This window comes from Methylobacterium carpenticola (assembly GCF_042748905.1).
GTDB classification, from domain to species: domain Bacteria; phylum Pseudomonadota; class Alphaproteobacteria; order Rhizobiales; family Beijerinckiaceae; genus Methylobacterium; species Methylobacterium carpenticola.
This window is the reverse complement of sequence record NZ_JBHZEO010000001.1, coordinates 1,539,189-1,551,951: the sequence shown is the minus strand read 5'-3', so window position 1 is coordinate 1,551,951 and position 12,763 is coordinate 1,539,189. Positions and strand designations below refer to the sequence as shown.

At 69.9% G+C, this 12,763-nt stretch carries 15 protein-coding genes; 5 read left to right on the top strand and 10 right to left on the bottom strand.

The genetic code is table 11. The features are described 5' to 3' along the window. Window positions 1-97 precede the first annotated feature (97 nt). The 4 genes from ACE101_RS07465 to ACE101_RS07450 all read right to left on the bottom strand — a co-directional run bounded on the left by ACE101_RS07465 (window position 98) and on the right by ACE101_RS07450 (window position 2,982). The gene (locus ACE101_RS07465; RefSeq protein WP_379127403.1) at window positions 98-568 is read right to left on the bottom strand and encodes a hypothetical protein; all 471 of its coding nucleotides are present in this window, start codon (window positions 566-568) and stop codon (window positions 98-100) included. A 242-nt stretch (window positions 569-810) separates the two neighbouring features. Continuing rightward, complete coding sequence (locus ACE101_RS07460; protein ID WP_379127401.1) at window positions 811-1,923, bottom strand: polyamine ABC transporter substrate-binding protein; 1,113 nt, start codon at window positions 1,921-1,923, stop codon at window positions 811-813. A gap of 3 nt (window positions 1,924-1,926) precedes the next feature. Then, entirely contained in the window at window positions 1,927-2,274 is a 348-nt protein-coding gene (locus ACE101_RS07455) for a RidA family protein (protein ID WP_379127399.1), read from the bottom strand. Between the two features lie 84 nt (window positions 2,275-2,358). Beyond that, the gene (locus tag ACE101_RS07450) at window positions 2,359-2,982 is read right to left on the bottom strand and encodes a pyridoxamine 5'-phosphate oxidase family protein (RefSeq protein ID WP_379127396.1); all 624 of its coding nucleotides are present in this window, start codon (window positions 2,980-2,982) and stop codon (window positions 2,359-2,361) included. A gap of 135 nt (window positions 2,983-3,117) precedes the next feature. Here ACE101_RS07450 and ACE101_RS07445 point away from each other — a divergent pair, with 135 nt between their 5' ends. The 3 genes from ACE101_RS07445 (at window position 3,118) to ACE101_RS07435 (ending at window position 4,469) form a co-directional block, all read left to right on the top strand. Further along, the gene (locus ACE101_RS07445) at window positions 3,118-3,381 is read left to right on the top strand and encodes a GlsB/YeaQ/YmgE family stress response membrane protein (protein WP_379127394.1); all 264 of its coding nucleotides are present in this window, start codon (window positions 3,118-3,120) and stop codon (window positions 3,379-3,381) included. Window positions 3,382-3,494: 113 nt separating this feature from the next. Beyond that, window positions 3,495-3,857, top strand: coding sequence for a hypothetical protein (locus tag ACE101_RS07440; RefSeq protein ID WP_379127392.1), 363 nt, complete (start codon window positions 3,495-3,497; stop codon window positions 3,855-3,857). 72 nt (window positions 3,858-3,929) lie between these two features. After that, the gene (locus ACE101_RS07435; protein WP_379127389.1) at window positions 3,930-4,469 is read left to right on the top strand and encodes an AP2/ERF family transcription factor; all 540 of its coding nucleotides are present in this window, start codon (window positions 3,930-3,932) and stop codon (window positions 4,467-4,469) included. A gap of 53 nt (window positions 4,470-4,522) precedes the next feature. Here ACE101_RS07435 and ACE101_RS07430 read toward each other — a convergent pair whose 3' ends face one another. From ACE101_RS07430 to rpsO, 3 genes are all read right to left on the bottom strand, one after another. After that, window positions 4,523-4,762 carry a YgaP-like transmembrane domain gene (locus tag ACE101_RS07430; protein WP_379127386.1) on the bottom strand — a complete coding sequence of 80 codons (240 nt, stop codon included), beginning with the start codon at window positions 4,760-4,762 and terminating at the stop codon, window positions 4,523-4,525. 199 nt (window positions 4,763-4,961) lie between these two features. Then, window positions 4,962-7,139, bottom strand: a complete 2,178-nt coding sequence (gene pnp / locus ACE101_RS07425) for a polyribonucleotide nucleotidyltransferase (protein ID WP_379127383.1) — start codon at window positions 7,137-7,139, stop codon at window positions 4,962-4,964. Between the two features lie 275 nt (window positions 7,140-7,414). Next, complete coding sequence (gene rpsO / locus ACE101_RS07420) at window positions 7,415-7,684, bottom strand: 30S ribosomal protein S15 (RefSeq protein ID WP_379127380.1); 270 nt, start codon at window positions 7,682-7,684, stop codon at window positions 7,415-7,417. Between the two features lie 347 nt (window positions 7,685-8,031). Between rpsO and ACE101_RS07415 the strand changes: the two genes are divergently transcribed. After that, window positions 8,032-8,511 (top strand): DUF892 family protein, encoded by a 480-nt coding sequence (locus tag ACE101_RS07415; RefSeq protein WP_379138521.1) that lies wholly within the window; start codon window positions 8,032-8,034, stop codon window positions 8,509-8,511. A 112-nt stretch (window positions 8,512-8,623) separates the two neighbouring features. Here ACE101_RS07415 and ACE101_RS07410 read toward each other — a convergent pair whose 3' ends face one another. From ACE101_RS07410 to ACE101_RS07400, 3 genes are all read right to left on the bottom strand, one after another. Next, complete coding sequence (locus tag ACE101_RS07410; RefSeq protein WP_379127377.1) at window positions 8,624-9,952, bottom strand: MFS transporter; 1,329 nt, start codon at window positions 9,950-9,952, stop codon at window positions 8,624-8,626. A gap of 154 nt (window positions 9,953-10,106) precedes the next feature. Next, complete coding sequence (locus tag ACE101_RS07405) at window positions 10,107-10,853, bottom strand: SDR family NAD(P)-dependent oxidoreductase (protein WP_379127375.1); 747 nt, start codon at window positions 10,851-10,853, stop codon at window positions 10,107-10,109. A gap of 4 nt (window positions 10,854-10,857) precedes the next feature. Next, window positions 10,858-11,715 (bottom strand): 2,4-didehydro-3-deoxy-L-rhamnonate hydrolase, encoded by an 858-nt coding sequence (locus tag ACE101_RS07400; protein WP_379127372.1) that lies wholly within the window; start codon window positions 11,713-11,715, stop codon window positions 10,858-10,860. Window positions 11,716-11,964: 249 nt separating this feature from the next. Here ACE101_RS07400 and ACE101_RS07395 point away from each other — a divergent pair, with 249 nt between their 5' ends. Then, on the top strand, window positions 11,965-12,744 hold the full coding sequence (locus ACE101_RS07395) for an IclR family transcriptional regulator (protein ID WP_379127369.1): 780 nt from the start codon (window positions 11,965-11,967) through the stop codon (window positions 12,742-12,744). Window positions 12,745-12,763 lie beyond the last annotated feature (19 nt).

The window sequence follows — 12,763 nt, the reverse complement described above, 5'->3', positions numbered from 1 at the left end:
TGGGCGGGACGACCACCTTCCTGGACGCAAGCGCCGCCTCGCCGCAAGGTGCTGGCGGTCGGGGGGCGGGGCCGTCGCGGCTTCGGTCGCCATGGAGTCAGGACGCGCGCATCCGCAGGGCCGAGGCCGCACGGCGCTCCGCCGAGGCGAGGATGATCGCGTCGACCCCGTTGCAGAGCGCATCCAGCGCGTCGCCGTGGATGCAGGGCGGGGGGCTTGGCGGCTCGCTGGGCAGCACGATGACCGGCAGGTCGGGCCACGCCATCATGAGGCGGGTGAGGATCCCGGACAGGCCGGGCGAGCGGCCCATCGCCGGGCTCACAAGCACGAGGTCGATGATCGCCAGCCCGAAGCCCGGCCGCGCCGGACCTGCGAGACGATGCGGCTCGATCGCGTCGAGCACGCGATAGCCGAGGCCGCGCAGCAGGCCGCCGATGCGGAGCGGCCCTTCCTCGGCGGTTCTCAGGACCAGCAGGACGGGTTCGCAGGCGTCAAGCATGGCCGGCACGCTCCAGCGCAATCCGGCGAAGACGTCGTTCGGCGGGATCGGCCCGCCGCTTCGGCGCACTTCGTCGTCTCCCTGTTCAGCACAACCGCATGAGGCGATTCTGCCGAGTTTCTTGCTTCTGCAGCATCGCCGCTGCCGAACCGGCGACCGGTTCGGCATAAGATGCTTAGCACAGGCCCATGAAGGGCAGCATTGCCCCTTGGTCCGGGGACGACCGGGTCCCGGGCGCCGCGCTCTCCCCGGAGATCATCTGCCGGAGATCATCTGCCGGAGATCATCTGCCGGAGATCATTTGCCGGAGATCATTTGCCGGTGCGGACCCGGGTCCAGAGCCGGGTCACGACGCGCTGGGTGCGGTCGTCGTAGGCGGTGTTGGTGAAGAGCCGCCTGAAGGTCGCCTCGTCCGGGTAGATGCCCGGATTGGACAGGATCTCGGGCTTGACCAGCGGCTTGGCGGCGAGGTTGCCGCTCGCGTAGGACACGAAGTTGGTGTTGGCCGCCGCCACTTCGGGGCGCAGCATGAAGTCGATGAAGGCGTGGGCCTCGGCCGGATGCGCCGCATCCTTCGGAATCGCGAAGGAATCGAACCACATCAGCGCGCCCTGCTGGGGGATCAGGTAGACGACGTCGACGTCGTTCTTGGCCTCCTGGGCCCGCCTGCGAGCCTGCAGCACATCGCCCGAATAGCCCACCGCGAGGCAGACGTCGCCGTTGGCGAGCTGGTTGATGTACTCGGAGGAGTGGAATTTCTGCACTGCGCCGCGAATGCGGAACAGGACTTCGCCGGCCTGGTTCAGGTCGTCGATCCGCTTCGAATCGGGCTTGAGGCCGAGGGCGGCGAGCACGTTCGGGAACAGGTCCTCGGGGGCATCGAGCATCGTGACGCCGCAATCCTTGAGCTTGGCGACGAGTTCGGGCCGTAGGACGATGTCCCAGGTGTTGAGCGGTTGGTTGGGGCCGAGCCGCTCGCGCACCTGCGCGGCATTCACGCCGATCCCCGTCGTGCCCCACATGTAGTTGACCGCGAAGGCGTTGCCCGGATCGTAGGCGGCGAGCCGTGCGGTGATCTCCGGCCACGCGTTCTTCAGGTTCGGCAGCTTGGCCTTGTCGAGGGGCTGGAAGGCGCCGGCCCGGATCAGGCGTTGCAGGAAGGGCCCCGACGGGACCACGATGTCGTAGCCCGACTTGCCGGCGAGCAGCTTCGTCTCGACGATCTCGTTCGTGTCGTAGGTGTCGTAGACGACCTTGATGCCCGTCTCGCGGGTGAACGCGTCGAGCATCTTGGGGTCGATATAGTCCGACCAGTTGTAGATGTTGACGACCCGCTCCTCCGCCGCGACCGGCCATGCCGCGGCCCATCCGGCCATGAGGCAGGCCGCGGCGATCAGGCTGCGACGGAGGAGGGATCGTCCCATCTCTCAGGCCTCCAGGGCGGCGATGATCGAGATCTCGACCTTGTATTGCGGGCCGGCGAGCTTGGCCTCGACGGTGGCGCGGGCCGGGGCGTGGCCGGCCGGGACCCAGGCGTCCCACACCCGGTTCATCTCGGCGAAGGTGCTCATGTCGGCGAGGTAGATCGTGGCCGAGAGGATCTTCTCCTTCGCCGAGCCGACCTGCGCGAGCAGGGCATCGATCTCGCCGAGGATCTCCTGCGTCTGGGCCGCGACGCCATCCGCCTCTCCGACCTGCCCGGCGAGATAGACCGTGCCGTTGTGAACCACAGCCTGGCTCATCCGCGTGCCGGTCTCGATCCGTTGGATGCTCATCGTGTCGTCCTGATCTCTCGGTCGTGGGCCGCGGGGCGCGGCGCCGCCCGCCTTGTGCCGTCGCCGGGGGGCTGCCGTAAAGAGTCAGTAGAGCGTCGCGCGCACCCGATCCGCCAGATCCGCGTCGTAGGCGGCCCCGCCGTGGTGATTCCCGCTCGCGGCGGCCAGCATGGTGCCGGCCGTCGGCACGGCTGCGCGGGGCACCCGCGCCGCGGGGTTCCACAGATCCGCCCGCACCACCGCCCGCGAGCACTGGAAGAAGACGGCCTCGACCCGGATCACCAGCACCGAGCGCGGCGCCCGCGCCTGAACCGCGCAGGCGGCGATGAGGTCCGGATCGACGGAGATCCGCCCGGTGCCGTTCACCCGCAGGGTCTCGCCGATGCCCGGGATCATGAAGAGCAGCGCCACGGCCGGATCGGCCAGGATGTTGCGCAGCGAATCGATCCGGTTGTTGCCGCGCCGGTCGGGAAGGAGGAGTGTCCGCGAATCGGCGACCCGCACGAAGCCGGGCCCGTCGCCCCGGGGCGAGCAATCGAGCCCCTCCGGCCCCCGCGTCGCCAGCACGGCGAAGGGCGCCGCCTCCACGAAGGCCCGGTAGGGCGCCGTCAGCTCGCGCGTTTCCTTGACCACCGAGCGCTGGTCGGGGCGGCCGTACAGAGCCTCGAGCGCGTCGAGGCTCGTGAGGGTGTGCGCGGGGTCGGACATGCGGGCCTCCCTGGGCGATGGGCGGCCGTCATCTCACGCTGCGACCTCCGCCGACAAGCTTACGGCCACGCAACCCTCGCGCTTCCCGCGCGTTGCTCGGGAAATCCTCAAGCGAGGCCGAAAGGCGATCCCCTCATGTCGATCCTCTGGACCATCATCATCGGCTTCATCGCCGGCGTCATCGCCAAGTTCATCATGCCCGGCCGCAACGAGCCGAGCGGGTTCATCCTCACCACGGTCCTCGGCATCGTGGGGGCCTTCGTCGCCACCTTTCTGGGTCAGGCCGTAGGCTGGTACGGACCCAACCAGGGCGCGGGCCTGATCGCCTCCGTGGTCGGCGCCGTGGTCGTCCTGGCGATCTGGGGCTTCATCCAGAGCCGCCGCACCACGACCTACTGACGGGTCCCGACGCGGCTGCCAGCCAGGGCCCGGCAGCCGCGTCGCTCTTCCGCTTCGGGTGACACCGGGGCAGGGGCGATGCTAATCTGGCGATCCGCCAAGGGTGTCCGTCGGTGCGGCGAATCTCTCTGCTCCTGAAGCTGTTCTTCCTGTTCGCCGCCCTTGTGGCGGCGGCGGACGGCTGGTCTGGCGCACCGATCGGCAGCCCGCCCGGCCACGCGACCACGGCGGGCCGCCACCATGGCGGCACGCCGCCGTGGGCCGCGCTCGGCGGCCTGATCTTCGCCGATGACGACGAGCGCTCCGCGCCCGGCTGTCTCTCGGCCGGGACGTCGTCGGCCTGGGTCGATCTGGCGTCCGTCGCCCTGCCGGGATCCTGCCCGCGCTGGTGGCGGATCGCCCTCGCGGTCGAGCGGCCGTCGTTCCGTCCCTTCCTCTCCGCAGCGTCCCCCCGCGGGCCTCCGCAGGTTTCGTGACCCGTCCTCCGCACGAAACCTGATCGGCCGGCGCGTCCGAGAGACATCGGACGGCCGCCTTGGAGATCCCGCATGTCACCTGTCTCCACCGGGGCGTCGTCCCGGCACCGTCGCCCTGCGCGCGAGGCGCTCGGCCCGGCGGCACCGCCCGCCTCCATCCTGCGCATCGAGGATCCCTCCCACGGCCAGGGCGCCGGGTGGATGGTCACCGCCTTGCGCGACGGCGGCGTCGTCACGCGTCATTTCGCGGACGAGCATCACGGCGGCTCGGCCGGCTCCCGCAGCGAGGCCGAGCGCTTCGCCGCCGGCTCCGCCGTGTGCGGACGCGAGGGGCTGGCGCTGATGCGCCGCCTGCGTCCGCGCCGGAATTGCCGCTCGGGGCTGCCGGGCGTCTCGCGCTTCGTACGCAAGCCGAGCGGCACCGCGTTCTGGGTCGCCTATTGGGACGATGCCGAGGGCCGCAAGATCCAGCGCAAGTTCTCGGTCTCGATCCACGGCGAGGAGGAGGCCCGCCGCCTCGCCATCGAAGCCCGCCTCACGGCGGTGCGCGAGCACATCGACCGCTCTGTGGCGCTCCAAGTGGGCGGCGTCGCCCTCACCACCTACGCCTGAAACGGTAAGGGCGCCCGCGGGCGCCCTTACCTCACCTCGATCGTGCGGGACCGTCAGGCCTGGTAGCCGCGGTCCGGCTGGTGCTCCAGCAGGGCCTTCGCGGCGCAATGGCCGGTGGCGCCGCGGATCGCCAGCAGCGACCCGCCGACCAGCACGGCCAAGCTCAGCCACTTGTTCGGGCGCGGCTGGGCCGCCGCCGCGGCGAGGCCGAGGCCGAGCACGACGGAGATCGCCCGCTCCTTGGTGCTCAGATTGACGTCGCCGTGGAAGACGTCCGTGATCGCGTTCGACATGGGCGATGGGCTCCTTTCTGCGGGATCCTGTCGGGGTTCGAGGGGCGAACGCGGCGGAAGCGGCGCCGTTCCGTCCCTGCGGCCAAGGGACCGCTGAAAAGGGGGCCGACGAGAACCGCGACTCCCGATGGGCCCCAAACGCGAAGCGCGGCCCTTTCGGGCCGCGCTCGCATCATACCGGTCCTTTAGAGGCGGAGGCTTACTCGCCCGCGCCCTGGCGGGACTGCCGCTCGCGGTTGCGGTCGGCGTCGCGCTCGGCCTTCAGCTTCTCGGTGATGTCCTCGCCGGTCTGCTGGTCGACGACCTTCATCGAGAGGCGGATCTTGCCGCGCTCGTCCTGGCCGAGGAACTTCACCTTCACCTTGTCGCCCTCCTTCACCACGTCGGTGACCTTGGCGACGCGCTGGGCGGCGAGTTCCGAGATGTGGACGAGGCCGTCCTTGGCGCCGAAGAAGTTGACGAAGGCGCCGAACTCCATCGTCTTCACGACCGTGCCGTCGTAGATCATGCCCGCTTCCGGCTCCGCCACGATCGAGCGGATCCAGTTGTAGGCTGCCTTGATGGCCTTGCCGTCGGACGAGGCGATCTTGACGATGCCGGTGTCCTGGATGTCGATCTTGGCGCCGGTCTTCTCCACGATCTCGCGGATGACCTTGCCGCCCGTGCCGATGACTTCGCGGATCTTGTCGGTCGGGATCTGCATGGTCTCGATGCGCGGCGCGTGCTCGCCGAGCTCGGGCCGGGCCGCGGTCAGCGCCTTGGCCATCTCGGCCAGGATGTGGGCGCGGCCCTCCTTCGCCTGGTCGAGGGCGACCCGCATGATCTCCTCGGTGATGCCGGCGATCTTGATGTCCATCTGGAGGGAGGTGACGCCCTCCTCGGTGCCGGCCACCTTGAAGTCCATGTCGCCGAGGTGGTCCTCGTCGCCCAGGATGTCGGAGAGCACCGCGAAGCGCTCGCCTTCCAGGATCAGGCCCATGGCGATGCCCGCCACCGGACGGCGCAGGGGCACGCCCGCATCCATCAGCGCCAGCGACGAGCCGCAGACCGTCGCCATCGAGGAGGAGCCGTTCGACTCGGTGATCTCCGACACGACGCGGATCGTGTAGGGGAATTCGTGCGCCGCCGGCAGGAGCGGGTGAACCGCGCGCCAGGCGAGCTTGCCGTGGCCGATCTCGCGGCGGCCCGGGGAGCCCATGCGGCCCGTCTCGCCCACCGAATAGGGCGGGAAGTTGTAGTGAAGGAGGAACGTCTCCTTGTAGGTGCCTTCCAGCGCGTCGATGAACTGCTCGTCATCGCCCGTGCCGAGGGTCGCCACCACGAGGGCCTGCGTCTCGCCGCGGGTGAACAGGGCCGAGCCGTGGGCGCGCGGCAGCACGCCGACCTGCGAGACGATCGGGCGCACGGTGCGGACGTCGCGGCCGTCGATGCGCGAGCCGGTGTCGAGGATGTTCCAGCGCACGACCTTGGCCTGAACCTCCTTGAAGGCGGCCTTGATCTTCTCGGGCTCGAACTTCGCCTCGCCGCCCTCGGGGGCGAGCGCCGCCGTCACCTTCGCCTTCACGGCGTCGACCGCGGCGTAGCGCTCCTGCTTGATCGTCTTCTTGTAGGCGTCGCGGAGTTCCGCCTCACCCACCTCGAGCACCGCCTTCTCGACGGCGGAGAGGTCGGTCGGTTGGAAGTCGCGCGGCTCCTTGGCGGCCTTCTCGGCGAGGCGGATGATCGCCTCGATGACCGGCTGGAAGTGCTTGTGGCCGAACATCACGGCCCCGAGCATCACGTCCTCGGGCAGTTCCTTCGCCTCGGACTCGACCATCAGCACGGCGGATTCGGTGCCGGCCACGACGAGGTCGAGGGTCGAGCCCTCCATCTCCTGCACGACCGGGTTCAGCTTGTACTGACCGCCGATGTAGCCGACGCGGGCCGCACCGATCGGGCCCATGAAGGGCACGCCCGAGAGGGTGAGCGCGGCGGAGGCCGCCACCATCGAGACGATGTCGGGATCGTTCTCAAGGTCGTGCGAGAGCACGGTGACGACGACCTGGGTGTCGTTGCGCCAGCCCTCGACGAAGAGGGGGCGGATCGGGCGGTCGATGAGGCGGGAGACCAGGGTCTCCTTCTCGGAGGGACGGCCCTCGCGCTTGAAGTAGCCGCCCGGGATGCGGCCGGCGGCGTAGGCGCGCTCCTGGTAGTTCACCGTGAGGGGCAGGAAATCGATGCCGGGCTTGGGCTCCTTCATCGACACCACGGTGGCCAGCACGGTGGTCTCGCCGTAGGTGGCGACCACGGCTCCGTCCGCCTGGCGGGCGACCTTGCCGGTCTCCAGAACCAGCTTGCGTCCACCCCAGAGCAGCTCTTCACGTTGTACGTCGAACATGTCGTCATGCCTTCATGCGGTCGTCCGGGGAGGGGCGGCGCCAGTGCAAGACGGCGAGAGGCTCAGCGGCCGTGTGCGGCCGGGTCGAAGCCCCTGGCGATCCTGCCCTGGCGGTGACGCCCGCAGGGTCCCCGGAAATGAGCGGCCGGACCCATTCCGGCCCACTCGGGGCGCGTCCCGGCCTCGGAGGCGGGCGCACCGCGCTCGAGGACCCGCCGCGGCGGTCCCTCAAGCGAAAACGCGGCCCGGAATCCGGACCGCGCGTGCCGTCGCTCTCAGCGGCGGATGCCGAGGCGCTCGATGAGGGTGCGGTAGCGCGCCTCGTCCTTGCGCTTCAGGTAGTCGAGGAGCGACCGGCGCTGCGAGACCAGCTTGAGCAGGCCGCGGCGCGAGTGGTTGTCCTTCGTGTGGGACTTGAAGTGCCCGGTGAGGTTGGCGATCCGCTCGGTGAGGATCGCGACCTGCACCTCCGGCGAGCCGGTATCGTCACCGCCGCGGGCATATTCCTTGATGAGCGCGGTCTTGCGCTCCGCCGTGATCGACATCGCGTGTCCTTCTGACTCGATGGTGGAATGGGATGCGGCCCGGTCGGCCGCTCCCGCCTCGGATGCGGCCGGGCCGGGATGTCGTCCAGCGCGGTCGTCCAAAGCGAAAAGCCCCGCCATGCACGGCAGGGTGGCCTTTCCTATACACGATCCGGCCGCCGCCGCCACTCCCGGATGATCCCGCCTGCGCGCGGTTTCGTCACGGTGCCCATCCGGGCGCCAAGCTCGAACGGTTGTCCGGCCGGTACTGGCCCCGAAGCCAACCGAACCGGAACTCCGTCATGGCCGAGACCGTGACGTAGGCGCAGGCGAGCCTCGCCGGCAACGACGCCGTTCAGACCACCGACATCGCGGCCCTGCGCAACACGCACGCGCTGGAGAAGCAGGCGGTGCAGATGCTGGAGCGCCAGATCGAGCGCTACCGGCATGATCCGGACCTGATCCAGGCCCTGCGCCTGCACACGAGCGAGACCGACCAGCAGATCATGCCGCTCGCCGACATCCTGCACAACCACGGCGAGGACCGCTCCCTCCTCAAGGACGTGGTGACGCAGACGGCCGGCAACGTCGCGGCGCTGGTTCACAGCGTGACCACGGACGAGGTTCTGAAGAACCTCTACACCGATTACTCGGTCGAGACCTCCGCGATCGCCGCCGACACCTCCCTGATCGCGATCGCCGAGGCGGCGGGCCACATCCAGGACGTCGCGCTGCTGAAGCAGTCGCTTAAGGAGGAGAAGGCCGCCGAGGCCGTCTTCGCGCAGATCGTGCCCGTGACCCCGGGATACCTCGAGCGGGAGGCGAGGGGGGCGAAGTCGGATCGCTGAGCGCCGTGACCGCAGGCGGGTTCATCGCGGTGGGAGGCCCACTCCCATCCGGGCCGCACCATTCGCCCCTTGCCGGAAGAGGCGCGGGTTCTCCCGCGCCTCGCCCGGCGATTCAGGCCTTCGCGGCCGGCCTCAGCCGGATCGCGAAGCACAGGAGCGCGGCGATCACCGGGCCCGCGGCCAGCGTGAGGAGCGCCGGCGTGAAGCTCTGGGTCGTGTCCTTGATCCAGCCGACGAGGTACGGGCCCGCGAAGCCGCCGACCTGCGCGAAGCCGTTGATCATCGCGAGGCCGCCCGCCGCCGCGGCGCCGGTGAGGAACTGCGTCGGCAGGGTCCAGAACACCCCGAGCACCGACCAGACCCCGAAGGCCGCCACGCAGAGCAGCAGGAGCCCGACGAGCGGGTTCGGCGCCAGCGCGCTCAAGCCCAGGAAAAGACCGCCGAGAAGGGCGGCGAAGGCGGTATGAAGCTTGCGCTCGCCGGTGCGGTCGGAACTGCGCGCCACCACGACGAGGCCGACGGCCGCCGCCACGAAGGGAATCGCCGTCACGAGCCCGGTCTGGAAGTCCGACAGACCGCCGATGCTGCGCACGATCTGCGGCAGCCACAGCACCACCCCGTACACGGCGACCGCGTTGAACAGGTAGACCAGCGTCAGCAGCCAGACCCGGTAGTCGCGGAAGATCACGCCGAACTCGTGCGAGCCCGAGCGCGCGACCTCGCGGTTCTCGCGGTCGAGGGTGGCGATCAGCCACGCCCGCTCCTCCGCGTCGAGCCAGCGCCCGTCCTGCGGCCGGTCCACGAGATAGAAGTAGGTGACGACACCGAGGATCACCGCGGGCGCGCCTTCGAGGATGAACAGCCACTGCCAGGCCGCGAGCCCGAACCACGTCGGGTTGGCGGAGAGGATCCAGCCCGAGAGCGGCGCCCCGACGACCGTCGAGAGCACCGTCGCGGTCATGAAGCCGGCGGTGGCCTTGGCGCGGTCGCGGGCCGGGAACCAGTAGGTGAGGTAGAGCAGCACGCCGGGCACGAAGCCCGCCTCCGCGAGCCCGAGCAGGAAGCGCATCAGGTAGAAGCTCCACTCCCCCTGGATCGCCGCCATGCCGCAGGAGACGATGCCCCAGCTCACCATGATCCGCGCGATCCAGCGCCGGGGCCCGACCCGGTGCATGATCATGTTGCTCGGGATCTCGAAGGCGATGTAGCCGAGGAAGAAGATGCCGGCCCCGAACCCGTAGATCTTCGCCGTGAAGCCGAGATCCTGGTTCATGTGAAGCGCGGCGAAGCCGACGTTCACGCGGTCGAGATAGTTGATGATGAACAGGACGAAGCAGTAGAGGACGATGCGCGTCCGCAGCTTGGCGAGCACGCGCCGCCGGATCGTATCGTCCGCGCCGGCCTCGTCGGCGACCGCGACACTGAGATGAGCCGCACTCATTGGGGGGAATTCCTCCGGGATCCGGCTCGTGGCCGGTTGATGGGCGCAACCGCCCGATCGCGCCGCCGGGAGGCGGCGCGTCGGCAGGCCGAGCCGTGATGGTTCGGGCCGTGGGCCGGTCCGGAGCGGCACGGCGTGCCCGCCCCGGAGACCATCAGTAGGTCGCGCGGCCGCCCGACACGTCGAAGACCGCGCCGGTCGAGAAGGAGGCCTCCTCGCTCGACAGCCAGCAGATCAGCGCCGCGATCTCCTCGATGGCACCGAAGCGCCCGAGCGGGATCTTCGAGAGCATGAAGTCGATGTGCTGTTGCGTCATCTGGTCGAAGATGGCGGTGCGCACGGCGGCCGGGGTCACGCAGTTCACCCGGATGTCGGTCTTGGCCAGTTCCTTGCCGAGGGACTTGGTCAGTCCGATCACCGCGGCCTTGGAGGCGCTGTAGGCCGAGGCGTTCGGGTTGCCCTCCTTGCCGGCGATCGAGGCGACGTTCACGATCCGCCCGTAGCCGGTCTTCTCCATCACCGGCACGGCGGCGCGGTTGCAGTAGAACAGCCCGTTCAGGTTGACGTCGACCACCCGCCGCCACGCGTCGGTGGGGTAGTCCCGCACCGTCGTATTGGGGCCGGTGATGCCGGCGCTGCAAACCAGCACGTCGAGCCCGCCGAGGGCCGCGACGCTCGCCTGCATGGCGGCATCGACGCGGTCCGGATCGGTGATGTCGAGGGCCTGCACGTCCGCGGCCCCGGATTCGGCCCTGGCCCGCTCCAGGGCCTCCGCGTTCATGTCCCAGAGGCTGACCGCGGCGCCCTCGGCGGCGAGCCGCCCGGCGACGGAGAGGCCGATGCCGGAGGCGCCGCCGGTGACGATCGCCTTGCGGCCCTGGAAGCGGTTGAGCGATGCCATCGCCTCAGCCCTCCCGGCGCCACGCGACGACGTCCTGTCGCTGCGTGCCGAGCTTCTCGATGCCGAGGGTCATGACGTCGCCGGCCTTCAGGAAGACGGGCTCGGGCTTGATGCCCATGCCGACGCCGGGCGGCGTGCCGGTGGTGATGATGTCGCCGGGCATCAGCGTCATGAAGCGGCTGACATAGGACACGATCTCCGCGCAGCTGAAGATCATGGTGCGGGTGTTGCCCGTCTGCATGCGGCGGCCGTTGACGTCGAGCCACATGTCGAGGGCCTGCGGGTCGCCCACCTCGTCGGCGGTGACGAGCCAGGGCCCCACCGGCCCGAAGGTGTCGCAGCCCTTGCCCTTGTCCCAGGTGCCGCCGCGCTCGATCTGGTACTCGCGCTCGCTCACGTCGTTGACGAGGCAGTAGCCGGCCACGAAGCTCAGCGCCTCGGACTGCTCGACGTAGGAGGCGCGCCGGCCGATCACGATCCCGAGTTCGACCTCCCAATCGCTCTTCACCGAGTCGCGGGGCAGCATCACCGGGTCGTTCGGCCCGCTGAGCGAGCTGATCGCCTTGGTGAACACGACCGGCTCCTTGGGGATCGGCAGGTTCGATTCCGCCGCGTGATCGGCGTAGTTCAGGCCGATGGCGATGAACTTGCCGACCTGCGCCACCGGCGTGCCGAGGCGCGGCTCGCCCGCGACCACGGGCAGGGATTCGGGCGCGAGCTTGGCGAGGCCGGCGAGGGCGGCGGGATCGAGGCTGGCCGGCCCGATATCGGGGATGTGAGCCGAGAGGTCGCGGATGCGGCCTTCCGCATCGAGGAGACCGGGCCGCTCCTGGCCCACGGGTCCGTATCGCAGAAGCTTCATGGAAGTCACAATCCTCTCTGGAGGGAGGGCGCTGACGCGCCGCGAACGCTGCGCGCGGCCGCTGCCGCGGCGCTGCGGGAAAAAGAGGGAGGAAGGCGGCCGGATGCCGTCGCTCCGGAAGCGGAGCCGGCTGGATCCGGTGTGCTCGCGCGAGACTCCATCGTCGCGCCGTCCTCCCCGATGCCCGTTGTCGGGCGATCAAAATCCCATATATTGGGACTGTGTTTCTTTATATGGGATCATACGCGGATGGGTGAGAAGCCGTCAATCGTGGCGGAGGAGAAGTCCGCCTCCGGCAGTCAGACCCTGCTGCGCGGCCTCGACATCCTGGAGGCGGTGGCCGCGGGCGCCGTCGACCTGCCGGCCCTGTCCGCGGCGCTCGGCACCACGCGCAGCACCACGCACCGGCTCGCAGCGGCCCTGGTCGAGCGGCGCTACCTCAACTTCGTGCCGCGGGAGGGCTACAGCCTCGGCCCGAAGCTCCTGGAGCTGGGCTTCCGGGCGCAGCAATCAGTGACGGTGACGCGGGTCGCCCGCCCCCATCTCGAACGTCTCTCCGCCATCTGCGAGGACACGATCCATCTCGGCGTGCTCGATGGCGACTGGACGCTCTACCTCGACAAGATCCCCGGGCGGCGGCGCATCGAGGTCAGCTCGCGGGTGGGCGAGCGCCAGCCGGTCTGGTCGACGGGGCTCGGCAAGGCCCTGATCCTCGACCTCGACGAGGAGCGCTGGCGCGGCTTCTTCCAAGTGGGCGAGGCCCGCGGCGCGCATCACGACCGCGATCTCGCGACCTGGCTCGGCCGGATGCGGAGCTACGCGGCCGACGGCATCGCCTTCGACGAGGAGGAGAACGAGCCGGAGGTGCGCTGCATCGCGGCGCCGATCCGCGGCGCGAGCGGGGCCATCGTGGCGGCGCTGAGCGTGTCGAGCACCGTGCAATACCTGGACGACGAGCGGGTGCCGCGGCTGGCCGGCGAGATCCGGGCGACCGCCGAGGCGATCAGCCGGGCCCTGGGCTGGGCCTGAGGGCTGCGCCTCTGCCGCG